The organism is Poritiphilus flavus, assembly GCF_009901585.1.
Lineage (GTDB): Bacteria > Bacteroidota > Bacteroidia > Flavobacteriales > Flavobacteriaceae > Poritiphilus > Poritiphilus flavus.
In genome coordinates, this window is sequence record NZ_WXYO01000001.1 from 475377 (window position 1) to 499346 (window position 23970).

Below are 23970 nucleotides of genomic sequence, written 5' to 3' on the forward strand. Positions count from 1 at the left end.
AGAACTATTGATCCTCCTGCCCTTAATCCTCTACCTCAACGATCATCTCGATCTCCACAGCGATATTACTGGGTAGCGAGCCCATACCCACGGCTGCTCTGGCGTGCTTGCCCTTTTCCCCGAAAACCGCTACCATAAGATCTGAATAGCCGTTGACCACTTTGGGGTGATCTGTGAAGTCCGGGCTGGCATTGACCATCCCCAGTACTTTTACAATACGCTTAACCTTGTTAAGGTTACCCAATTCCGCCTTTAATACGGATAACTGGTTTATGCCTGTGATCCGGGCGGCTTCATAGCCTTGCTCAATGGTCAGATCCTCTCCCAGCTTTCCGGTTATATTCTCGCCATTGGCCTGAGTGGGCCCCTTTCCCGCCAGAAATATCAGGTTTCCGGTTCGTACCGCATTCACATAATTCGCCACAGGAGCCGAAGGCGTACTGAGGGAGATCCCCAATTCCGCAAGTTTGGCTTCCGGATCGTAATCCTGGCTTACCGCTTCTCCTGCCTGGGTATCTTTTTTGTCTTCCTGAGCGTTTCCACACGCAAATAAGGTGATAGCGAGCAATCCTAAGAGTAGATTTTTCATAGTTAGATTGTTTTAGTTAGTAGCATTCTGCAAAACTTCTTTTACCCGATGGGCGACTATCCTTTCCTGACCCGGAACCATCATCCATGTGGTAATCCCGATCATTTCGTCATTCCCTACCGTAGAAATCGCCGGATGTCCGTCCATCAGAGCTTTCCTGGCATCGGGTGGACTAATTTTTACCGCGTTTTGGTCCCATTTTATTCTCAGTGAAGGGACATGGTTGGCATGAGGCGGAACGTGTATCTCAGTTTCCACGCCCACTACTGAAAGCGCACTATCACTGATGAGTTTTATCTGGTTTTCCCATAGTTCCCATTCCTGCTTGTGGTCTTTCTGCAGATACATCTCCAGCGCCACCATCATACCTAAGACTTCTTCCTTATTCACCTTCATTCCACGGGCAATAGTAGTGCCCCTCGGAGGTGTGTGCAGACGGGCGGCTTCAATATACTTGCGTTTACCAAGCAACAATCCGGCACTTTGAGGGCCTCTTATACCTTTTCCTCCGGAAAAAGCCACCAGATCGAACCCCATTTTTGTGAACTTAAACAGATTTTCTACCGGGGGTACATCAGCCGCGCAGTCTATAAAGGTTGGGATGTTGTGCTTCTTCCCTAAAGCGACAAATTCCTCCCATTTTATTTCTCCTTCCTCGGTATTGGCGTTGAGGAACCACAGCATGGCCGTATTTTTGTTGATAGCCTTTTCCAGTTCTTTCGCCGTTTTAATACGGACCAGTTTAGCTCCTGTATTGGTCAGGGCATGGGTGTATCCAATATTATGGGCTTCCTGAAGGATGACTTCATTTTTGAGGCCATCCGTGTTGGGCAATTGGGATACCTTTTCTGTATCCATACCACAAATTACCCCGGCCAGACCAATTGTCATCGCACCAAATGCGCCAGAAGATACTGTAGCGTATTCGCACTCCAATAATTCAGCGATCCGTTCCCCAACTTTATCGTGTAACTGATCCAGATCTACATATTCCGTCGCACCATACGAAATGGCGGATACAACCTCATCCGGCATTAGCGAGCCTGTCATGGAGGTATAGGTCCCGGCAGCATTGATAAAGGTCCTTAGACCTAACTCCTTAAAAAAATTCCTGGCTGCTGGGGGCGCGGCATTGGCCTTTAATATCTGTGGTGTCAGTAAGCCTGTCCCTATGAGTCCGCCTACAAGCGGAACTCCGGACAGCGTTTTGAGTACTTTTCTTCTGCTTAACATCTTTCTTCTTTTAATCCACGGCTGCAATGCAGTCCATCTCTACCAGGGAATCTCCAGGTACTCCCCCATAGGTAGCAACGGTTGTGCGTACCGGAGGATTTTTTCCGAATCGCCCGCGGAATACTTCGTTCATCTTCTTATAATCTGCCAGGTCTGCGAGATATACATTTACCTTTAGTACCTGTTCCATAGAGGATCCGTTCTTTACCAATTCTTTTTCCAACTCTTTGAGCACATGATCCGTGTGCGCTTTGATATCTCCGTCAAAATGGGCTCCTTTGCCCGCTATATACAGTGTATTTCCATGTTTAACAGCACCTGAAAAGAGCGGGATATCCTGGTCCTCATAAATGGTTCCTACCACCTCTTTTACGGCCGTTTTTCTTCGGTCCATAGCCTGGGCCGTGCCTATACCGAACAAAGCGGCAAAGGCCATTCCTATCTTTTTTATTGAAGATCTTCTAGCAACTGTTTGATCCATAATTGTACAATTAAGTTATTTCCTGAATTTTTGTTTCGGTACTTCTACCAGGTCCTCTTTTTTAAGAGTTCTTCAATCTGTGCCTTGGGTACAGGCAACTCATCCATATGATCTTTCAACCACTGTGAAAAATCCTTCTCGATCTCATCAGACCATTTGCTGTCTATCTGTCCTGGAGTATACTTTCCCTCCTTTAGCTTTGTAATCCCAAATAAGTCCCTGAGCCTTACTACTTCGGAGGTGACCACCACCTTCTCTGCCAAATGAGCTGGCACGAATATTACGCCTTCTTTTTTTGCCAGCACGATATCTCCCGGGAGCACGGAAGCTGCACCGATCCGTATTGGTGAGTTGATACTCAACAACATGACTTCCTGAAGGAAAGAAGGATGCCAGCCTCTTACATAAGCGTTAAAACCCTCTATCTCGGACAGTCCTTCCATATCCCTGCTGGAGGCATTAAAGATCACGCCCCGTTTGGATTTAGCATATATTGAATTCCCAAGGTTATCGCCAATCAGTGTTCCATCAACGATCTTTCCAAAGCCATCCGCCACATAGACATCGCCTTCTATCAGACGGTCAATGGGCCATGAATTCGGACTACCTATTTCACCCTCTGCCTTACCTTTTTTCTTGATCTGATCCGAAACATCCGGTCTGTTGGGCATATATTGAACTGTAAGGGCCCTCCCCACCACGGGAACGTCGTCGTGCAATAACTCCCAACCTCCTTCAAACTGGTTGTGATATCCTTCGTTGCGCAAAACACCCCAGGCTTCTTCTATGGTTACGCTTTCCATCCTTTGCAGAATATCATCAGCAACTTTGGGCCTTCCGTCTTCAAAACGTTCACCCTCCCATTGGGAGGTAAGGAAAACCAGCTGGTCCCTGGATAGGCTCTGGGCAGATGTCACAGCGATAGCGCCTATCAGCAAACAACTGAAGATCATGGATTTAATATAGTATTTCATAGGATTTAGATAATTAGTTATGTTGTTATTTTTGACTCTTCTATTTCTATTTCTGCCTTGGACTTCTTTGCTGATGGGTCCTTATCGCGCCACCAGGTGGCCAGTGAAGATCCGGAAATGTTCATCAATGGTCCAAAAACCGCCGGTGCTAACCCAACAGTAGCCACCTTCCCCATTTCCAGGGCTATTCCTGAGGCCAGGCCACTATTTTGCATACCTACTTCCAGAGCGATAGTCCTACAATCCTGTTCTTTCATTTTCAGCAACCTACAACTCCAATACCCCAAAAAGTACCCTGCAGCGTTGTGCAGTATGGCGGCAAGAATAAGGAAGATCCCTATGGAAAGCAGACTATCCCTCCCGGCGGCAGTGATAATGGTAATGATAAAGGCAATACCAGCCATAGAAACTATGGGCATAGCCTTGTCCAGCCATTTTGCCTTTCCGTGAAAGAAGTAGTTAAACAGCAGGCCGGCAATCACAGGAAGGATCACGATCTTGGTGATACTCAGCATCATCGCCCAAAAATCTATTGGAACAAACTGTCCGGCGAAAACCTCCATGAGAAATGGGGTCATCAGTGGGGCCAGGACCGTAGCTACGGCCGTTAAGGTTACTGAAAGGGCCAGGTTGGCTTTAGCCAAGTAGGCCATCACATTTGAAGCCAATCCACTTGGAGAAGAGCCAACCAGCACAACACCCGCGGCTATTTCCGGGGAAAAGCCAAATAATGAAGCTATGGAGAATCCCAGTATAGGCATGATGCTGAACTGGCAGATCAGTCCTACCAATACCCCTTTGGGCATTTTAACCACCCCCATGAAATCCCTCAGGCTCATAGCCGTACCCATACCAAACATGATGATCTGTAGTAAGGGGATGATAAGCGATTTCAGCTCGAAATCTCCTAACTTCTGAAAATACGAAGGATAATACATGGAAACGGTAACCGCCGCAAAGATCAGGATGGTAAACGAAAAACCCTTGAATTTTGGATACCCCCTCACTCCGAGGGCCAGGAAAAGAAAAAAGAAAACCAGCGGCGGGCCGGCCATTTGCCCTTTCCCCATAATTAGGATAACCAAGGCGGTTACCAACCAGATCGCGGCAATTGCCAGGAATACTTTGTAAGTGCGTTTAGTCTGTGTTTTGTTCTCGCTCATAAGATCTATTGCTTATTCGTTCCAGGAAGGTTTGGAAATACCGTTGAGATCCCACATTACTTCCCCTCCTTTAATAGTTAATTCGCACTCAAGTTTTATGTTGCCGTTCATCTTTTTTCCTCTTGTATCAATAAAGCCAAAATCTCCCTCACGCAGGCGGAGCAGGGTAACGTCTGCCACGGCACCAACCGTAAGATGCCCCAGGTCCGTTCGTTTTATGTATTGGGCGGGTTTCCAGGTTGCGGTATGTATGACTTCCTCCGGGCTCATACCCATATTGAGGAATTTAGACATTACGTTTACAATATCTTTCATACCGCTGTTCATACTTCCCGTATGCAGGTCCGTACTTATCACATCAGGTTTAAATGCTTGTTTAAGGGCAGGTACAGCCTGGGAAAAGACAAAACTGCCTCCACCATGGCCCACATCGAATATAATGCCCCTTTTCTGGGCTTCAAAAACAAAATCCTTGACCTTTCCCTTTTCGTCTACCACGGGCTGCCGGCCTTTGACGTTAGCATAGGTATGAGTAAATATATCACCGGGACGAAGCTTTTCCATAAACAATTCTTCTATGGATAGTTCCGGTTCGCTTCCGCCAAAATCTATCATTACCGGTACTTCAGCCAAACGGCCAGCCTCAACGGTACGCTCCGTTGGTGTCCAATCATATCCTTGATAATGTGCCAGTTTTATGCCTACGATAACCCCGGGAAATTGTTTGGCTACCATGGCCGTTAACCTAGGTTCCATATCCAACTGGTCTTGTTCTACTGCCCCACCTTTCATACCGTGTCCAACGATATTAAGGAAAGCCAAAACCCTGGTTTTAGACATGTCAATAACCTGGGATTTGAAAGTTCTGAAGTTTCTCCAACCGGCTCCACCTGCGTCCACAATAGTGGTTACCCCGCTTCTAAAAGTAAACCCATCCGGGGGTAAAGCGCTAAAGCTATTACTTAAATACGCAAAAGGTACCGTTCCGTAGAAATTATGGCTGTGCATATCGATCAGTCCAGGGCTAACCAAAAGTCCGGAAGCATTAACTACTACTTTTGCCCTGTTAGCATTAATTTCAGATTCTACCGCAGCAATCTTTCCATCCGCTATAGCCAGATCTCTTACGGAATTAATGTTATTCCTGGCATCGATCAACTGCCCTCCTTTGATAAGCAGGTCGAATTCCTGTGCCTGAACCGCGCCTACCAATACAAGAGGTAGCAACAAGTTTATCAGATTCTTTTTGAATAAAGTTTTCATACGGTTTGATTTACCTGGTTAGCGTATCGTTAAGCGTTTTTCGAAGCTGTGCCACTTCCTCTGTTGTAACCGCGGTGGCATTGTTATCAAAATTGGTTCGAATGAAGGAGAGTACCTCCGCGATCTCCTTGTCGCTCAGGAAACTGTGTTGCGGCATTACCCCGCTATACTGAATCCCATTCACCTCTATAGGGCCTTCCATCCCATTTAGAATGATCTCTATCAGCCTGTTCTTGTCTCCGGAAACCCAATCCGTATTAGCAACCGGAGGGAATCTTCCGCGAGCGCCCCTTCCGTCCATTTGATGACAAGCGCTGCAATATTTGTTGTAAGTAGCCTGACCTGCAGAAGCCTCGTCGCCCAGCAGGTTGTCCGTTTCAATATCAGGTGTCCTGATATGGGTCAACAGCTTTCGCTCCTCCATCATGGCCAATTGGTCCTGACCAAACTCATCTTTACTTCCCTGATAAGTGATCTTCCAGATCTTCCCCTTTACGGAATCGGAAATATACAAAGAACCATCCGGGCCTTCGGCAATCCCCATGGGCCTGAAATGGGCATCGTTGACATTGACTATGGGGTCTACTACGGCAAAGCCATCGGCAAATACTTCCCATGCTCCACTGGGTTTTCCGTCCTTAAAAGGTACAAAACCTACAAAATATCCGGATTGTGGATACGGTGCCCTGTTCGTAGAACCGTGAAAAGCTATGAAGGCGCCTTCTTTATAGCGTTCAGGAAACTGGTCTCCATGGTAGAATACCAGATCGTTAGGCGCCCAATGCCCGGGAAAACCAATCACCGGATCATCGCATTCCGCACATCGGCCTACGGTATCGCCATCGCCCCCGTATTCCGGAGCCAGTACCTTTTTCCCCTTGAGTTGATCGTAATAACAATAAGGCCAACCAAAATCGGAACCTTCGGTAACCCTTATAAATTCCTCTGATGGAAGCAATGCGCTTTCCCATGGGGAATAGGTATCGGGAAATAGCCTGAGCAGATCGTCCCGGCCATGCATAACTACATAGAGATTGTTATCTATGGGGTTCCAGTCCATGGCCACCACGCTACGGATACCCGTTGCGTATTTTGTACCGTCTTTCTGTGTCTGACCCAGTTTATTGGCATCAAACTTCCATATGCCACCGTGATGTTCCAACTGGGGGCAGGGGTCCAGGCCTGGCGCCCTTGGGGTCCGCTTAGGTTGCTGGCATGCATTGGAAGGTGCTCCGAACGGAACGTACATATTGCCTTCCCCATCAAAAGCGATCGGTTTTCCGATATGTTCATGTTTGCCGTGTTCGTGATCATCAGTTAATACCACCTCCATTTCTCCCTCGGGAATAAGCGTGCCCGGTTTTAGTTTGTGTCTGTAAACCACCAGGTCTGAACTGTGGTACAAATATCCGTTGTAGATTCGCATGGCGGTTGCATAACTCCATTTGGCCCTGCCGCCATAGCCTCCAAAACGCTCTATATGCTCTGCACTGCCATCACCGTCAAGATCCTGAAGCACGGCCACAGAACCGTCGTTTCCGGCATTGCGGAGTTTGGCATACAACAGGCCATCAGAGGAAACCGCCATATGCCTGACTGTTTCGGGAATACTGTCTACGACCACTAAAGCTTCAAAATTACCCGGAAGGAACAATCCTCCATTTGGAGGACCTTTGTCGCACCCTAATAGAATTAAGCTAAGAAGAAGGCTTGGAGCAACTATTTTGAAAGCGCGCAAAAGCATGATCTTTGGAATTCTTTCGGGGTTTCTTAAACGCTCAGAAGAACCTTTGAAAAAGCCTTGCCTCTAAATTGGTCTGGTGAGTTAGTTGATCGTCTGCCCCCGCGTTAGATCAGTTAAGTTAGTTTTCTTTTCGCTACTTTACAAATGATTTTACAAAAAATGTGCTCGAGCACATTTTGATGAGACCAAAGTGTCCCCATCCTGTATTATTTAAAGACCAATGTCCCGAAAAATTCCGGAGTATGGAAATTGGGGCGTTCCGTTCCCACCGGGTTCCAGCTGAGGTAGTGTGGTTTGCTGGTATCGTCTCCACATTTGTAAAAGTTGGCCTTAGACCGCAAGCCTTTCAGGCTTAAATCTTTGTGATGAACCAAAAGCTCAGCGGGTATGATCATAGTGAGTTCCCAGTTAAAATCCCCGTCTATTTCCGCAAAGGGTTCCTCTCCCAAAGTGGAGTACACCTGCATTTGCCTCTCTATCAGGTCCGGTTCCACAAATTCCCGTTGATGTTTGCCAGGGCCGGGGCCATATGCCAGATGTACTGTTCCAATCGCATTAACCTCAAAGTTGTAATATGGCCCCTCCGAAATAGGGTCGAAAAAGAATTCCAGGCAGCTATCCCTGTGTGTACTGCTATTGGTTTCCGTGCGCTGGGCGAGGATATGCTCTTCGCGGATGTAGAATTTAAGCCAGATCGCGTCTTCGCTATAAGCAATGCGAAAACTAACTTCCGGTCTGTACGGAAATGCCTCCCAGTTTAGCACGTCAACATGGTGCATGACGGCCTCCCTGTCCAGTAAATTGGATACTTTCTGGATGTTGATATTGCCCTCGTATTCAATTTCATGAACTTCCAGTAATCCGGCAGCCTGTTTTGTCTGGCAGGCAGCGGTCAGGGCTGAAAGAAAACATAAAAGGAGGAGTTTTTTCATGCTGATCTGATTTGAATTGAGTCTTCCGTACAGATGTGCAATGAAGCGCCCATGTACATTCAAAGTAAAGTTAGGCAGATCTTGTGTAAATTGACATCCGGAATGTTGAAATAAATAAGATCCTAGGAACCGGGATTTTTACTTACTCATCAACTTATCTTGAATTCAAAAAAGACAGTCGGTAGCTCAACCCAAGATTTCCAAACACACTGGAGAGGTCCCCATTCGTCGCCGTCAGATAGCCTGCCGCGGCCCGCAGCGCAAGCTGATCAGAAAGTTTGAGGTTTAATCCGGCACTAGGCTTAACAACCAGGCCTTCACCAGTGCTGATATCGCCTCCCCCGGCACCTCCACCCAGGACCTGGGCAAAGAGGTTTACGCTATTATTCATAAAATAGTTGGTTTGCAGACCTGGACCAACTAGGCCTTCCGCATAGGCTCCCGCGTTCCCAAAATTTGCGAAGGAAGTCTGCCCGGCCAGGTAGAAATTACGGCTGAGCAAATAATTCAGTTGCAGGGATATCTGAAACAGGTTTTCTGTCGGGTTCATCTCCCGGTCCGCATCCAGGACCACGTCCTGTTTGACAATAATCTCAAAGGCCTTAAATCGGGATCGGGTAAGTTCGTAATCCGTTTTTACGCCATTGAAATCTGAATAGTATTTAAGTCCGAATCCCAAAGTAGAGGCGATGAAATGGGAATTCGGGCTCATCAGGAATCCTTTGTTTACCGCCAGGTACAGATTAGAGAAAAGGTGCTGCTCCAAAGAGATGTCCGGATAGATAAGCACTCCTCCCTGGGTATCCACACCTCCTCCACCTCCGGCTCCAACGCCAAACTTCGCGAGTATGTTCGTCCTGTTTTTGTTGAGACTGAAATGGTGTCCCGCGCCCAGAAGTATATTCATGTAACCAGCGGGAATACCGTCATAAGCTCCATCAGCCTTTAAAAAGAAAAGCCAGTTCCCGCCAAAGTAAGAGTTTAGTTCAAATCCGGCCAGGCGTATGGTACTGTCGTCCAGAGATACTCCTAATATATCCTGAGAGTCTCCCTGCACGGAAAGATTATTCAAATGCAGCATAAAGGACATTCTCCTGGGTTTTCTATCCCAGGTTGAGCTTTTAAGCTGTCCGGGTGCAAAACTTTTTCCGGCATCCGCAAAGGAAGCATACTGCAATTTTAGCGGAAGTTGAAGCGCCAGATACAATTGTTCGCCCCGTATTTTTCCACCGTCAAAGAAATTAATATGGCTGTAACCCCCTGTCAGGGCAAACCTGTTGAAATTCAGTCCCAGGCTTAAGTGAGGCAGGATAAAAGCACCACCGCCATCAGGCGCCGCAGCGCCTCCTCCGCCACCAAAATGTACCCCCGCGTCCAGGAAAAAGTGTTGGCCTAAAAATGCCCTATAGCCGGCATTGATCCCCAGCGTAAAAAATCCGCCTCGCTCCCCGCTAACCGCTCCATATATTCCAAGGCCGGTGTAAAAGTTATTGAAATCGAGGTTGTAGTGAAGCCCGGTTAATCCCATATCATCTTCAGTCACCGAGGCAGATGTGGACGGTATTTCTACAGGTAGGAAGTCGATTACAAAGAGGCCGTTCTGTGTTTTTCTTGCGGGGATCTCATCGCCCTGTTGTGCACAGAGACCCACGGTAAATGTCAAGAAACAGTACAAGGCGTATTTTCTTATCATATCTTAGGTTTGGTTGCCGAACGCTGGCTTAAAGCCCGCGCTTTCCGATTTTGACAAAAATTACAACGGTGTACGAGAATTTGGAATTTAAGGGGGAAGCAGCAAATGCAGGTTGATCAGGTTCAGGAATCTCGCTTACCCAAACGAACTTAATCTATTTTGGTAAAAAAACCTCAAAAAAAAGCATACAAACGTTGAAGCTCCAATTTCTACTGTCCTAATGCGGCAAGCGGGCTTGCAGTATATCGAAAAAAGATCGCCATTAACAGTGTTTTAACCCGTTATAAACAGAATAGTAGTACTTTTACTGCTCTCAAAAAAAGAGATTAAACCCAAAAAGATGAAAAAGAAATTTATACTATCCCTACTAATCGCTTGCGGTATTTTTTATGTTGGAATGGCCCAGGAGGCCGCTTCAAATACTGCAAATATGAAGGAGGTCATGGGGCTGCATGATGAGGTAATGGAAGAAATGCCAAAACTCGTCAGGCTTATCGGTCAATTGGAGACCAAAGCTCAAAACAGTTCAGACAGTCAGAAATATCTCGATGCTATAGACGACCTGAAAAAAGCCAACACCTCCATGATGAGTTGGATGGAGGGATTCGGTAAGCGTTTTACTGCCGATGAAATGTATAAGAACAGGGGTCTTACTGCACAGAAACAGCAGTGGCTGGTTGAGGAGAAAAAGAAGGTAATTGAACTCAGAGAGGAGATCTACGGCAGCCTTAAACAGGCAAATTCTGTGCTTGAGGAGAAGTAAAGCCAGTCTTTTACATACCGGACTTTAATTCTGCTACTATCCTGAAGTAGAATTTCATTAACGAGCCACGAAGTAGAGCAGAGCACACTTCGTGGCTCGCTTTTTTGTGTTACATCGACTACGCTTTGCACCCCAGTTAGCCTGGATTTCCACCGAAGGCGGATAAGTGTAATCCATGCGTAACTAAACCGAAAACCACTGATGGAAATGCCAGCCTACCCGTTGATTTGGTAAATTTTGACTGACATTGGAACCTAAATAGACAAATTGTTATACAAAAACCACAGCATTGATGCTGTGGTTTTGCTTTTTGTAGGTTTAGGTGAGAATACCACGAGATACAATCTCGCGGTAGCGAGGGTTTATAAGCAAAGCTCTTTTAAGCCGGAATGAGCCCTAACCAATCTCTAGCCGCATCTAAAGAACTAAAAACCCTAAACTCCCATGCGTTATTTATTGCCCAGGAGATTTTCAAGTATTTCATCATATTATCCATTACAGGGCCTTCTTTTGCTATCAACGCGATCTTCATTTCAGGATATTTCCTGCTAAAGGCAAGATCATCCGCAGCTATATTTACTAGTTCAACGGGATTGTAATAAATGTCTTCTACTTTTAGAGCATTCACAATTTGATACCTGGGAACGAACCCTTCCGGTACGTTGTAAAACGCTTCTGTAGCTTCAATTATCTCGTCAGTAGTGACAATGCCACTTGCTTCATATATGAATCCTTCGGATTCCCATTTGTTTATAACACACATATGATAATTATTGGTAAAAGTTGTTTTAGAAAATAATATTCAGAAATGATTATCTGCAATTTTTAAAAAAGCGACAAAATAACACCTTCTTTTAAATTAACAAGGAAAAACTGCTTTCTGATTTTTATGCTCGTTTTCACATGATTTCATTTTTTGTGGTACGCTTAGGTTTCTCGCCCTTGTAAATCCACAAAAGAGGCTGCGGACTTCTTATTCAGTTGGGCGCATCGCTTAACCATTTATTGGCCTATACCTACGCTTATGCATTTGTATTTTACTTACAACGGCCTTTTGGATATTTTACCTAACCAAACCCAATCTAAGTTAGATATTTGAAATCCAGGACAGTTTCCCAATATTTCATCACAGCAGTTTTTCAAGAGGAGAACCTCTCAGAAGAAGAAATGGGATTTAATGGGTAATCGGCAGCCACAAGTAACGGCAAGATGCCAGCAACGGGATGTCAGTAACTAGTACTTCCTTATGGTACCCTCTGTAGCGGATTTATTCAATACATAAAAACCGTTGCATGAAAAAACTACTCTTTATACTGGGGTTTTGCTTTTGTTTGAGCGCCACAGCTCAAATCGAAGTCACAAATCAATGTTTCGGCGATGTCGCGTTTCAGTTTTTATCAAGCGAATCCATTTGGAAGATCGAATGGGACTTTGATGATGGTAACACCTTAGAAAGTGAGAACCTTGCACCTGTCCAGCATACGTATACCGAAACGCGCATTTATACGGTAAGTGTGAGGGTACTCACCTCCAGCGGAACTCGCACCGAGACTAAAACTATCTCAATCGATATACTGCCGGAAGTGAACAATTGGACGGTCTGCAGTGACAACATTGATGGAAGTTATAACTTCAACCTTGCTGGCAAAAATGATGAGATATTGAGTGGGTTACCAGACAATTATGTTGTAAGCTACCACCTCAACTCACAGGATGCCAATGGAAATACCGGTTCACAACAAAATGTCAACTTATTCAGCAACGCCCCGGCAAAAACTATTTATGCACGGGTCCAAAATCAGAATAACATCAGTTGCTATAACATCACCACTTTTGACCTCATCGTCAACGCTACTCCCGTGGCAAAAGAAGAAGTGCAAAATTGGACCGTCTGCCTTAACAGCGATGTTAAAAGTTATACCTTCCTCCTTTCCAACAAAAATGATGAGATCCTGGATGGGCAACCTTCAGACAAATATATTGTAAGCTACCACCTCAACTTGCAAGATGCCCAAGGGAATGCCAATTCGGAGGAGAATGTCACCGTATCCATTGGAGACCCGGAACAAACTATTCATGCACGGATACAAAATCGGAATAACGCCAATTGCTATGACACCACTTCTTTTAACCTGAGCGTTCACAATAATCCCGTGGCCAAAGAAGACGTGGAAAATTGGACCGTCTGCGTTGACAGCGATGTTGACAGTTATACCTTCAACCTTACCGACAAAAATGATGAGATCCTGGACGGGCAACCGGCGGACGAATATACTGTAAGCTACCACCTCATCCCGGAGGATCAGGGAATCACGTCGATCGATGTTTCAAATTCGCAAGAGGTATATTACCGGATCACGAACAAGGACAATACCGATTGCTTTGTGACGGACAATTTTATGCTGCAGGTGCTGAAAAGGCCAATGGACTTCAAAAACATCGTGGTCTGCCACGAGGGAGAAACAGACCCATATACCTTCAACCTGGAAGACGCCCTTCCATTCGGGTCAAGCGACAACGAGTATTCGGTATCTTATTTTGAAACCACGCAGGATGCATTGGACAACAACAACCCCATTAATGGCACTATTTATCAAACCAATGAAACGGTGAAATGGCTATATGCAAGGGTAACCCATGACCAATCCGATTCCTGTTACGAGGTGAAGAAGTTTCAACTGTTCGTCAATTTTTCCCCCAAACCTAATTTGCAGGAAACCTACGTCATTTGCCCAGACAGCCCGGATCTCACCCTGAATGGCGGTGATTTTGATAGTTGGGTATGGAGGAAAATCGAAAATGGAGAGATCATAAGCGAATACAACAGCAGAAACATTGAAATTAAGGATATTGAGGATTTCGGAAATTATTCCCTGACCGTAATGCAAAGTCAGCATGAGAAGGTCTGTGTAAACACCGTATATTTTGAGGTGGTCCCCTCCGATGTTCCCGAAACCCTGTCGGTTTCCACAAGTGGGTCTTCAGATGAGATCACCTTAACAATTACCGCTACCGGAACCGGGAATTTTGAATATTCGATAGATGGGAATACCTACCAACCCAGTAACATATTTCAGATCTCTCCCGGGGTGCATACAGTGTACGTCAGGGATCCTTCTGAGTGTAGGACATTGACAGAGGAGGTGACTGTTTTTCCCATGGAAATCGAAGTAAACCAGTGCGGCAATACTACCGGGTTTCAGGTTTCATCAAGCGAAACCATTCAGAGCATTCTATGGGATTTTGGCGATGGTAATACCTCTACGGAAGATAAACCGACGCATACCTATAATGCATTTGGCGATTATGCCGTAAGTGCGGAGGTGACCACCCTCAACGGAACCCGTACCGAGAAAAAGGATATCACAACCTACGCAAAGCCAAGGGCACCTGCTGAAGAGAAGGTCTGGTTGGAGTGCGATGACGACTACGATGGGTTTTATACCTTCATCCTTACCGACAAAAATGATGAGATCCTGGACGGGCAATTGCCAGACAAATATACCCTAAGCTACCACTCCAGCCTGGACGATGCCCAGAAAGGGCAGGAGGCAATCACGGACATCGGCGTTTCAAATTCACAAGAGGTATTTTACCGAATCGCGAACGATAACAATACCGATTGCTTTGTGACCGGCAATATGACACTCAAGGTGCTGAACAGGCCTGTTAATGCCAAAAACATTGTGGTCTGCGACAATGGTGAAACGGGCCCATATACCTTCAACCTGGAAGATGTCCTGCCCTACGGGTCTAGCGACAGTGAGTATTCGGTATCGTATTTTGAAACGTCACAGGACGCGTTTTACAACCAAAATCCCATTAATGGCACTACTTATCAAACTGATCAGCTTCAGAAAAAGCTATATGCAAGGGTAACCCACAAGCAATCGGATGGCTGTTTCGATGTGAAAGAGTTTCAACTATTCGTCAATTCTTCCCCCCAACCTAATTTGCAAGAAACCTACTTCATTTGCCCAGACGGCCCGGGACTCAGCCTGGATGGTGGTGATTTTGAAAGTTTGGTATGGGAGACCGAAAGTGGTGGAATAATAAGCGCAAACAGAACCGTTCAAATTCAGGACGCTGGAAAATATTTCTTAACAGCAATCCATACTGAGAATGGGATTGCCTGTGAGAATACCGTAGGTTTTGAAGTAATCAACTCTGGTGCTCCCGAAACCCTGTCAGTTTCCACAAGTGGGTCTTCAGATGAGATCATCTTAACAATTACCGCTACCGGAACTGGGGACCTTGAATATTCGATAGATGGGAATACGTACCAGCCCAACAACGTATTTCAGATCTCTCCCGGGGAGTATACGGTGTATGTCAGGGATGCTTCTGAGTGCAGGACATTGACAGAGGAGGTGACTGTTTATCCTTTGGAAATCGAAGTAAACCAGTGCGGCTATACTGCCGAGTTTCAGGTTTCATCAGGCGAAACCATTCAGAACATTCTATGGAACTTTGGCGATGGTAATACCTCAGTAGAAGAAAAACCGACACATACCTATAATGCATTTGGTGATTATACGGTCAGTGTTGAGGTGACCACTCTTAACGGAACTCGTACTGAGAAAATGGATATCACAATCGATTCGCCCCCATTGGCCCCCTCCCATTCGATAGCCAATGTTGCACTTTGCATGGTCGATAACGAAATCTTTCGCCTTAGCGACAAGGATGATGAGATCTTAGACGGGCAATCTCCAACCGAGTATGCCATAAGCTACCATTCCAGCCTGGACGATGCCCAAAATGGGCGGAATGCAATCACGGAGCCCTATACCAACAACAATCGGTTCGAAACCATTCATGCTCGGATCTACACAGTCGAAAACCCCGCCTGTTATGATGTGACAGATTTTGAACTGACCATAAAAAAAGCTCCGAAACTATTGGTAGTAGGAGATTTGATCGCCTGTGATAGTGACGGGCAGTACGAATTCAATCTGGCAATCAAAAACACTGAAATCCTGGGCAACCAGCAGGAACCCGCCCAATTTAACATCAGCTATCATAGCTCTAGGGAAGATGCAGTAGCTGATGCAGATGCACTAGCACTCAATTACACCAATACCGACCCGACCGAAACGCTGTTCTTCAGAATTGAAAACAGTACTTATGCCGAGTGTTTTGAAGTGGGCAGCTTTGCTTTACAGGTAATTGATGAAGTCACTGCCGGGACAGCCAACGATATTTCGGTATGCGATATCAGTAATGATGGAATTTATACCTTTGACCTTACCACCCAAAATGATAAAATCCTGGGCGACCAGCAGGAAGCCTCTAAATTCAATATCACCTATCATACCTCCTGGGAAGATGCAGACAGTGGTGCGGAACCATTGGATAACCCCAAGACATTTTCCAATACGGCTCCGTATCAACAAACTATATATGCGCGGGTCGAAAATCGAGAAAATGCCCATTGCTATAGTACCTCCTCTTTTCAGCTCTTTGTCAATCCTTTGCCACAACTAAATTTGGAGGAAACCTACTTCATTTGCCCGGACAGCCAGGGACTTAGTCTGGATGGTGGCGATTTTGACCGTTGGATATGGGAGACTGAAAATGGAGAAATTATAATCTTAAACAGAAGCGTTGTAATTCAGGATCCCGGAAAATATTTCTTAACCGCTATGCAAACTCAGAATGGGATTAGCTGTGAAAAGACCGTGGGATTTGAAGTGATCCGTACAGGTGCTCCGGAAACCCTGTCGGTCTCAACAAGTGGGTTTTCAGATGTGATCACCTTAACCATAACCGCCACCGGAACCGGCGAGCTTGAGTATTCTGTAGACGGACACAACTATCAGAGCAACAACGTTTTTAAGATCTTTCCGGGGCTGTACACCGTGTACGTCAGGGATCCTCTCTCGTGTAGAATATTGACCGAAGAGGTGGCCGCGGTTGGGTATCAAAAGTTTTTTACCCCCAATGGGGATGGTATTCACGAATATTGGAACATTATTGGAGCAGAGGGTATTCCTGACGCTACAACCGCCATCTATGACCAATATGGAAAACTTATGCAAAGGATCCCGACCACCAGCAAAGGCTGGGATGGCAGCTATTTGGGAAATCCATCCCCGGCCAATGACTATTGGTTTAAGTTTGAATATCAAAATGGTAAAGTACTATCCGGGCATTTCACCTTAAAACGATAGAATTATACAGTTGCCGAGATAATTCCCGTACCTGAGTCGCGAAGGGAGCTCTGCTCTACTTCGTGGCTTCCGCTCAGTTTTCTAATGAAAAAGCCAATTATTATCAATTTGGAATTTAGCACAGAGAAATCAAGTTTTTCTCTTTGGGTAATTGATCTCTTTCAAAGTTCTCTTTAATACCAACTTCAGCATTCGTTTTCCTTGAGATGTTTTGAAATACATCTCCCTCCTTTTGGCATCTTTTTTACTCAAAAAGAACTCACAATAGATCAGCTTCAAGGGTCTGCGTCTTGAAGTACTTTTAGTACCTCCACGATTGTGATTTATTATGCGATTATGAAGGTTGGTGGTGTAGCCATGGTATAGCAGCAGGTCTTTTTCGCTTTGAAGTACATATACGCAGTATGGAAGAATCATTCCGTAATATAACTGGGTATCCTGAAAAATAATTTCAAAAACAAAAAAGCCACCTACTATCGTAGATGGCTTAATATAGCAATGAAGTGAGCTCTGCTCTACTTCGTGGCTTCCCCTCACTTCGGCAAGCGCAGTGCTTCGGCTGGGCTCCCTTCGGCTCCGCTCAGGATAAACTTCTCGCCCAAATAACCCCATAAAAAAAGCCACCTACTATCGTAGATGGCTTAAAATAGCAATGAAGTGAGCTTTGCTCTACTTCGTTGCTCCCCCTGCTGGGCTCGAACCAGCGACCCTCTGATTAACAGTCAGATGCTCTAACCAACTGAGCTAAGGAGGAATATATTTTGGTATTTAAAGAACTTGTGCCATCAAACACACTAACAGTGTCTCAAAGGCGGGTGCAAATATAGCAGTTTCTTTCAAACGGGCCAATAAAAATATCCCGTTTCTCTATTTAAAAAGCCATTTATAAACGTCGTTGCCGTTGGCAAAAAGTAAAAGTGCTATAAGGAGGAAAAAGCCTACCATCTGGGCATACTCCAAAAACTTGTCGCTGGGTTTCCGGCCAGTGACCATTTCGTACAGCAGGAAGGTCACATGTCCACCATCCAAAGCCGGAATAGGTAATATGTTCATAAACGCAAGAATAATGGAAATAAGAGCGGTAGTGTACCAAAAACCTTCCCAGTCCCACACAGGAGGAAACATCTTGCCGATAGCACCAAATCCGCCAACTTCCGAAGCTCCTTTCTTGGTGAATACGTATTTAAACTGTTTTACATAATCGTGCAATGTCCAATAACCAAAACTAAAACCTTTAGAGATCGCTTCTCCCAGAGTGTATTCCTTTCGGTTATCCAGATCAATTTTGTCTGCGTAGGAATAGCTATTCACTCCGAGTTTGCCCTCTTCATTGGGAACAACTTCCAGGGTATCCAGCCGTTGATCACGTTCAACAACCATCGTAAGCGGTTGGTTCGCTGAACCTTTTACTGTGGTTGAAAACTCATCCAGGAATTTTATTTCTTTTCCGTCTATGGATTTTACCAGATCCCCTTGTCTCAGGCCTCCTGCATATCCCGGATAATCCTGATAGACGGTATCCATAACCGCAAGTCGACGTGGTACAAAGCCTCCTCTAAGCACGTCATTCTTGAACATATAATCTCCTATACTGTCTGGAATAGCCAGGGTTTCCACAACCCCTGAGGACCTTTTTACATCAATCTCCTTTACGTTCCTCAAAAGCAACATTCTGGCGACGTTTCCCGCGTTGTCAATCGGCTCACCATCAACCCTAAGTACCATATCTCCACTCTGAAAACCAAAAGGCGCTAACTTTTCGTGTACTTCAAAGCCGCTTGGCAGATCCTCCGGTTTGAGCTCCGACCTTCCCCATACGAACAAGATCATCATATAGATCAGAAAACCAAGGATCAGGTTCACCGTAACACCTCCTACCATGATGATCAATCTTTGCCATGCCGGTTTACTTCGGAATTCCCAGGGCTTGGGTTCCTGTGCCATTTGCTCGGTATCCATGCTTTCATCGATCATCCCGGATATTTTTACATAGCCGCCCAATGGCAACCACCCAATACCGTAGACCGTTTCCCCAATCTTTTTCTTAAAGAGGGAAAACTTGATGTCGAAAAACAGGTAGAACTTCTCAACCCTGGTCTTGAAAATTTTGGCAGGTATAAAATGCCCTAACTCGTGCAAAACAATTAACAAGGAGAGACTAAGAAAGAACTGTATAATTCGTACGATGATCGGATCCATGCACCAAGTAAGATTAAAAAACGCACAAAAGTACACTTTTAGAGGGTCTTACAAAAAGAAAACCGATAAGGCTCAGAAGATTTTAAGAAAGATTTAGGAGCATTGGGAACCTAAGTTTTTGAATCCTTCAGGCACCCACCGTACCTTTGTACAAAATTGTTTATGCGCTCTTTTTTTGCAAAATACAAGTTATTCGGATGGGTGCTTTTGGGACTATCCATTGTGATTATCTCCCTTTTCTACAGCGCTCTCCAACCTAAAAAGACCTTACCCATTTATCAGCCTGCGGATTTTAACCCGGAACTGGTAGACAGCACCTTGCAGCATGTAAAACGCTATCATACCATTGCAGACTTTTCTTTGATCAACCAAAATGGTGTACGAGTCACCCAGGAAGACTACAAGGACAAGATCTATGTGGCTGACTTTTTCTTTACAACCTGTCCCACTATCTGCCCTATCATGACCAAGAATATGAAGGATATTCAGGACCAGATCATGGAGGACACTGAAGTGCTCTTGCTATCACATTCCGTAACTCCGGATATCGATTCCGTGGCACAACTTAAGAAATACGCAATAGAAAAAGGGGTGAAGGACGAAAAATGGAACTTAGTCACCGGCTCCAAAAAAGCCATCTATGAATTGGCCCGAAAATCTTACCTGGCCGTTAAGGACGACGGAGACGGCGGCCCTTTTGATATGATCCACACCGAGAATTTCATCCTGGTGGATAAGGAAAGAAGGATAAGGGGAACCTATGACGGCACCAATCCTGAAGAGATCCAGGAACTGCTTGAAGACCTGAAGGTGCTAAAGGCTTCATACGCAGACTAGGTTCAGGGCCTCAAGATGCTTACTGTTGGCATAACCCTCATATTTGGGGTTTTTTTACCAAAAATTCATTCTTTTTAGCTTACATTTGCCCTTAATTAAAATCATTCTAAATAAAAGATTTTGGGCACGGTTGCTGATATGAAAAAGGGAGAGAAGGGAATAATCAAAGAATTCTCTGAGGAACTGCTTCCCGTTAAGCTCATGGAACTTGGCTGCCTTCCCGGGAATGAGATTGAAATGATACAGGTAGCGCCTTTAAAAGACCCTATTTATATTAATGTGAATGGCTCCCATATCGCGATACGAAGATCTGTGGCTGAGCAGATCGCGATAGACCTTCAGCAAGCTTCTCAATTATGAGTCAAACCATTAATGTTGCCCTGATCGGTAATCCGAATACCGGAAAAACGTCCATCTTCAATCAACTTACAGGACTCAAACAGAAAGTGGGTAACTACCCCGGGATTACTGTCGAAAAGAAGGAGGGTATTTGCAAACTTTCCCGTAATTTGAAAGCCCATATCCTGGATCTACCCGGGACCTACAGCCTCAACACTACCTCGCTGGACGAAAGTGTGGTTGTAGAATTGCTTCTGAACAGGAATAACAAAGACTTTCCGGACGTGGCTGTAGTGATCACCGATGTGGAAAACCTCAAGAGAAACCTGCTGCTCTTCACCCAGATAAAGGATCTGAAAATCCCAACGCTGTTGGCCATAAATATGGCAGACCGTATGCAGCGAAAAGGCATTGAACTCAACATTCCTCTGCTGGAAGAAAAACTGAATACCCGTATCGCCCTGATCAGCACCAGAAAAGGGACAGGAATAGACCAGCTAAAAGAACTGATCGAAGATTACAAAAGCTTGTCTTCTGAAAGCAATGTGGACATAGGCCGGATTGAACCGAAGTACTTCGAAAGCCTAAAAAAGGCCTTTCCAAACGAAGATCTTTACAAACTTTGGCTGGTCATTACTCAGGATGTGAATTTTACCGCTGTAGACAAGAAGGAAATTGAGAGCAAATCCTCTTTTGCCACCAAGTCGAAAACTGATTTAAAGCGATTACAACACAAGGAAACCATACTGCGCTATCAGTTTATCAATAACGTACTTAAAGAGACTTACACCGTAGATCTGGAAGCGGCAACGGGGTTCCGTGCCCGTCTGGATAAGATACTTACCCACAGGGTCTGGGGCTACCTGATCTTCTTTTTTATACTGCTTGTTATATTTCAGGCCATTTACGACTGGAGTCAATACCCGATGGACTTTATAGATGAGCAATTCGCGGCTGCAAGTGAATGGTTAAAATCTACGCTACCACCAGGGGTGTTTACCAATCTGTTGGCCGAAGGTATTCTAGCCGGTATAGGAGGGATTGTGATCTTTATACCTCAAATTGCCTTTCTGTTCTTTTTTATCGCTCTGCTGGAAGAATCGGGCTATATGAGTAGGGTCGTTTTTTTGATGGACCGCCTGATGCGCCCTTTTGGTCTGAGCGGAAAAAGCGTGGTGCCGTTGATTTCCGGAACCGCATGCGCCATCCCTGCCGTTATGGCTACGCGGAATATTGAAAGTTGGAAGGAGCGGCTTATCACTATTCTGGTGACGCCTTTTACCACCTGCTCTGCCAGGCTACCAGTATACCTGATCATCATTGCCCTAGTTATACCGGACGGTCGGTTTTTAGGACTAAGTTACCAGGCCCTTACGCTGATGACCCTGTATTTGCTGGGTTTTGCCGCTGCCCTGCTAGCCGCCAAAGTGCTGCACAAGATATTAAAGATCAAGAGCAGAAGTTTTTTTGTGATTGAAATGCCCAGTTACAAACTTCCGCTCCCAAAAAATGTGGCCTATACCGTAATAGAAAAGACCAAAAGCTTTGTTTACGGGGCCGGAAAGATCATATTGGCCATTAGTATTGTGCTGTGGTTCCTGGGATCTAATGGGAGCTCCTATGAATTCCAAAATGCGGAAAGCATAGTAAAAGAAAGGATACAAAAAGAGGGACTTTCGCCATACAGCCAAAACTACATTGCTGCCAAGCTGGATGAATACCGGGATTTGAAAAGGGTAAGTGTTATCCCTCAAAGTAATGCGGTATCCATCAGCGCTCTGCAGGATTCGCTCAGGCAACAAACCGTGGCCCTGGAAGAAAGTGCCGAGCAGCAGGAAATAGCGAGTTACCGCCTGGAGCATTCCTACATCGGACATATTGGAAAGAGCATTGAACCTCTGGTAAGGCCTCTCGGATATGACTGGAAGATCGGGATTGCCGTGCTGACTTCTTTTGCCGCAAGGGAGGTATTTGTAGGCACCCTTGCAACTATTTACAGTGTAGGCAGTGATGAAGAAAACACCATAAAACAACGAATGGCCCTGGAGGTTCATCCGTCAGGGAAAAAACCGCTGTTTAACCTGGCATCAGGAATCTCACTTTTGCTATTCTATGCCTTTGCAATGCAATGCATGAGCACACTTGCCATCGTTAAAAGGGAAACAAATAGTTGGAAGTGGCCTTTGGCCCAACTGGGCTTTATGAGCGTTTTTGCGTATCTTGTAGCTTTAATCGCTTACCAATTCATAAAGTAAATGGAGGTAGTGCAAACCATACTCGTTTATCTTACCCTGGCAGCAGCCGTGTTTTATCTGGCTAAAAAGTTCCTGCTTCCAAAACGCTTGTTTGCATCTAAGAAAGGTACTACCAAAGGATGTGGTGAGGATAACTGCGGCTGCCATTAATTCCAGGCTGCCGAAATTCCATTTATTAATCTTCTTTGTTGAACAATCGTCTGCTTTAACTAAGTACAAGTCTAAGTATAAGCTCAAGTTTAAGTTTTAGGTGTTGAAATTGAACACTGTGAATTTGAGGATTTGATGATTAGACGGATAGACAGTTGGATAGTCAGATCTTTGGATTATTAGACTGTTAGACGGTTGGATAGTTAGATTGTTGGACTGTTAGACGGTTGGATAGTTGGATTGTTGGACTGTTATATACAGTTAGATCTTTGGATTATTAGACGGATAGAAAGTTGGATAGTTGGATTATTGGACGGATAGAAAGTTAGATAGTTGGATTATTAGACGGATAGACAGTTAGATCGTTGGATTATTGGACTGTTAGACAGTTGGATAATTAGATTATTGGACCGAGAAATGTTTACTGTTCACTGTTTACTGACTACTGATTACTGAACACAGGGGTTCCAAACCCCTCCCCACTTTCAAGTTAGTCGTTTACACTGCATCTTAAAAACAGAGAGGTGATGTGTCAAATTGAAAATTTGAAGATTGAAAAAGTAAAACTGTGAAATTGAGGAATTGTGAAATTGAAAGTAACCGGTGACTGCCTATTGTTCACTGTTTACCGTTTATTGTTCACTGTTTACCGTTTACTGTTCACTGCTAACTGTTCACTGATTACTGATTACTGCCTACTGCCTACTGCAAACTGCCCACTGAAACCGGGGTTCTAAACCCCTCCCCAAGATTAAATTAATCCTCGGCACTGCATTTTAAAAGCAGGGTGGGGTAATATATCAATTTGAAAATGTAACAATGTGTAAATGTGAGGATTTGAGGATTTGAGGATTCGCACTATACACTGAAAAGCAATTTACCCACTGCTAACGGCCTACTGCCCACTGAATTCATCCTCCGTAGCTTTAGCGAAGGAGGACTGTTCACTGTTCACTGTTCACTGTTCACTGATTACTGCCTACTGCCTACTGCCCACTGAAACCGGGGTTCTAAACCCCTCCCCACTTTCAAGTTAGTCGTTTACACTGCATCTTAAAAGCAGGGAAAAGATGTATCAATTTGAAAATGTAACAATGTGTAAATGTAAAAATTTGTGGATTTGTGGATTCAAAAGAGGATTGTAATAACGAAAGCCAATAAGAACTAAAATCGAACATCATA

General features: G+C 44.9%; 18 protein-coding genes and 1 tRNA gene. 6 read left to right on the plus strand and 13 right to left on the minus strand.

What is annotated here, in order from left to right; translation table 11 throughout:
• Positions 1-22 precede the first annotated feature (22 nt).
• From GTQ38_RS01945 to GTQ38_RS01985, 9 genes are all read right to left on the minus strand, one after another.
• The gene (locus GTQ38_RS01945) at positions 23-589 is read right to left on the minus strand and encodes a RidA family protein (RefSeq protein ID WP_161433537.1); all 567 of its coding nucleotides are present in this window, start codon (positions 587-589) and stop codon (positions 23-25) included.
• A 12-nt stretch (positions 590-601) separates the two neighbouring features.
• Complete coding sequence (locus tag GTQ38_RS01950) at positions 602-1822, minus strand: aminotransferase class V-fold PLP-dependent enzyme (RefSeq protein WP_161433538.1); 1221 nt, start codon at positions 1820-1822, stop codon at positions 602-604.
• A 10-nt stretch (positions 1823-1832) separates the two neighbouring features.
• Positions 1833-2303: a RidA family protein gene (locus GTQ38_RS01955; protein ID WP_161433539.1), complete on the minus strand. Its 471-nt coding sequence runs from the start codon at positions 2301-2303 to the stop codon at positions 1833-1835.
• A gap of 44 nt (positions 2304-2347) precedes the next feature.
• Entirely contained in the window at positions 2348-3277 is a 930-nt protein-coding gene (locus GTQ38_RS01960; protein ID WP_238857749.1) for an RraA family protein, read from the minus strand.
• Between the two features lie 17 nt (positions 3278-3294).
• Positions 3295-4440, minus strand: coding sequence for a bile acid:sodium symporter family protein (locus tag GTQ38_RS01965; RefSeq protein ID WP_161433540.1), 1146 nt, complete (start codon positions 4438-4440; stop codon positions 3295-3297).
• Between the two features lie 12 nt (positions 4441-4452).
• Complete coding sequence (locus GTQ38_RS01970; RefSeq protein ID WP_161433541.1) at positions 4453-5703, minus strand: amidohydrolase/deacetylase family metallohydrolase; 1251 nt, start codon at positions 5701-5703, stop codon at positions 4453-4455.
• A 10-nt stretch (positions 5704-5713) separates the two neighbouring features.
• Positions 5714-7447, minus strand: a complete 1734-nt coding sequence (locus tag GTQ38_RS01975) for a PQQ-dependent sugar dehydrogenase (RefSeq protein WP_161433542.1) — start codon at positions 7445-7447, stop codon at positions 5714-5716.
• A 206-nt stretch (positions 7448-7653) separates the two neighbouring features.
• Complete coding sequence (locus GTQ38_RS01980; RefSeq protein WP_161433543.1) at positions 7654-8379, minus strand: carbohydrate-binding family 9-like protein; 726 nt, start codon at positions 8377-8379, stop codon at positions 7654-7656.
• Positions 8380-8533: 154 nt separating this feature from the next.
• The gene (locus tag GTQ38_RS01985; RefSeq protein WP_161433544.1) at positions 8534-10072 is read right to left on the minus strand and encodes a hypothetical protein; all 1539 of its coding nucleotides are present in this window, start codon (positions 10070-10072) and stop codon (positions 8534-8536) included.
• 340 nt (positions 10073-10412) lie between these two features.
• Here GTQ38_RS01985 and GTQ38_RS01990 point away from each other — a divergent pair, with 340 nt between their 5' ends.
• Positions 10413-10835, plus strand: a complete 423-nt coding sequence (locus GTQ38_RS01990; protein WP_161433545.1) for a hypothetical protein — start codon at positions 10413-10415, stop codon at positions 10833-10835.
• Between the two features lie 379 nt (positions 10836-11214).
• Here GTQ38_RS01990 and GTQ38_RS01995 read toward each other — a convergent pair whose 3' ends face one another.
• The gene (locus GTQ38_RS01995) at positions 11215-11598 is read right to left on the minus strand and encodes a hypothetical protein (protein ID WP_161433546.1); all 384 of its coding nucleotides are present in this window, start codon (positions 11596-11598) and stop codon (positions 11215-11217) included.
• 529 nt (positions 11599-12127) lie between these two features.
• Here GTQ38_RS01995 and GTQ38_RS02000 point away from each other — a divergent pair.
• Positions 12128-17008 carry a PKD domain-containing protein gene (locus GTQ38_RS02000; RefSeq protein WP_161433547.1) on the plus strand — a complete coding sequence of 1627 codons (4881 nt, stop codon included), beginning with the start codon at positions 12128-12130 and terminating at the stop codon, positions 17006-17008.
• A gap of 129 nt (positions 17009-17137) precedes the next feature.
• On the opposite strand, the gene GTQ38_RS21155 is transcribed toward GTQ38_RS02000, so the two are convergent.
• From GTQ38_RS21155 to rseP, 3 genes are all read right to left on the minus strand, one after another.
• A complete protein-coding gene (locus tag GTQ38_RS21155) occupies positions 17138-17620 on the minus strand; it encodes a GIY-YIG nuclease family protein (protein WP_317169027.1) in 483 nt (160 codons plus the stop codon).
• 68 nt (positions 17621-17688) lie between these two features.
• Positions 17689-17762: transfer RNA gene (locus GTQ38_RS02010), tRNA-Asn, on the minus strand.
• Positions 17763-17875: 113 nt separating this feature from the next.
• Positions 17876-19207, minus strand: a complete 1332-nt coding sequence (gene rseP, locus GTQ38_RS02015) for an RIP metalloprotease RseP (RefSeq protein WP_161433549.1) — start codon at positions 19205-19207, stop codon at positions 17876-17878.
• A 162-nt stretch (positions 19208-19369) separates the two neighbouring features.
• On the opposite strand from rseP, the gene GTQ38_RS02020 reads away from it, so the two are divergent.
• The 4 genes from GTQ38_RS02020 (at position 19370) to GTQ38_RS20910 (ending at position 22788) form a co-directional block, all read left to right on the plus strand.
• Positions 19370-20044 (plus strand): SCO family protein, encoded by a 675-nt coding sequence (locus tag GTQ38_RS02020; RefSeq protein ID WP_161433550.1) that lies wholly within the window; start codon positions 19370-19372, stop codon positions 20042-20044.
• 117 nt (positions 20045-20161) lie between these two features.
• On the plus strand, positions 20162-20404 hold the full coding sequence (locus GTQ38_RS02025; protein ID WP_161434048.1) for a FeoA family protein: 243 nt from the start codon (positions 20162-20164) through the stop codon (positions 20402-20404).
• Positions 20401-22638: a ferrous iron transport protein B gene (feoB, locus tag GTQ38_RS02030; protein WP_161433551.1), complete on the plus strand. Its 2238-nt coding sequence runs from the start codon at positions 20401-20403 to the stop codon at positions 22636-22638. Before GTQ38_RS02025 ends, feoB begins: the two co-directional genes overlap by 4 nt.
• Entirely contained in the window at positions 22639-22788 is a 150-nt protein-coding gene (locus tag GTQ38_RS20910; protein ID WP_238857751.1) for a hypothetical protein, read from the plus strand.
• The last annotated feature ends 1182 nt before the right edge of the window (positions 22789-23970 follow it).

Bases quoted from the DNA above. Each gene is read 5' to 3' on its own strand.
- rseP (WP_161433549.1), bottom strand. From the start codon at position 19,207: ATGGATCCGATCATCGTACGAATTATACAGTTCTTTCTTAGTCTCTCC.
- GTQ38_RS01970 (WP_161433541.1), bottom strand. From the start codon at position 5,703: ATGAAAACTTTATTCAAAAAGAATCTGATAAACTTGTTGCTACCTCTT.
- GTQ38_RS01955 (WP_161433539.1), bottom strand. From the start codon at position 2,303: ATGGATCAAACAGTTGCTAGAAGATCTTCAATAAAAAAGATAGGAATG.
- GTQ38_RS01950 (WP_161433538.1), bottom strand. From the start codon at position 1,822: ATGTTAAGCAGAAGAAAAGTACTCAAAACGCTGTCCGGAGTTCCGCTT.
- GTQ38_RS01990 (WP_161433545.1), top strand. From the start codon at position 10,413: ATGAAAAAGAAATTTATACTATCCCTACTAATCGCTTGCGGTATTTTT.
- GTQ38_RS01960 (WP_238857749.1), bottom strand. From the start codon at position 3,277: ATGAAATACTATATTAAATCCATGATCTTCAGTTGTTTGCTGATAGGC.
- feoB (WP_161433551.1), top strand. From the start codon at position 20,401: ATGAGTCAAACCATTAATGTTGCCCTGATCGGTAATCCGAATACCGGA.
- GTQ38_RS01965 (WP_161433540.1), bottom strand. From the start codon at position 4,440: ATGAGCGAGAACAAAACACAGACTAAACGCACTTACAAAGTATTCCTG.
- GTQ38_RS01995 (WP_161433546.1), bottom strand. From the start codon at position 11,598: ATGTGTGTTATAAACAAATGGGAATCCGAAGGATTCATATATGAAGCA.
- GTQ38_RS02000 (WP_161433547.1), top strand. From the start codon at position 12,128: ATGAAAAAACTACTCTTTATACTGGGGTTTTGCTTTTGTTTGAGCGCC.
- GTQ38_RS02020 (WP_161433550.1), top strand. From the start codon at position 19,370: ATGCGCTCTTTTTTTGCAAAATACAAGTTATTCGGATGGGTGCTTTTG.
- GTQ38_RS01975 (WP_161433542.1), bottom strand. From the start codon at position 7,447: ATGCTTTTGCGCGCTTTCAAAATAGTTGCTCCAAGCCTTCTTCTTAGC.
- GTQ38_RS20910 (WP_238857751.1), top strand. From the start codon at position 22,639: ATGGAGGTAGTGCAAACCATACTCGTTTATCTTACCCTGGCAGCAGCC.
- GTQ38_RS01945 (WP_161433537.1), bottom strand. From the start codon at position 589: ATGAAAAATCTACTCTTAGGATTGCTCGCTATCACCTTATTTGCGTGT.
- GTQ38_RS01980 (WP_161433543.1), bottom strand. From the start codon at position 8,379: ATGAAAAAACTCCTCCTTTTATGTTTTCTTTCAGCCCTGACCGCTGCC.
- GTQ38_RS01985 (WP_161433544.1), bottom strand. From the start codon at position 10,072: ATGATAAGAAAATACGCCTTGTACTGTTTCTTGACATTTACCGTGGGT.
- GTQ38_RS21155 (WP_317169027.1), bottom strand. From the start codon at position 17,620: ATGGGGTTATTTGGGCGAGAAGTTTATCCTGAGCGGAGCCGAAGGGAG.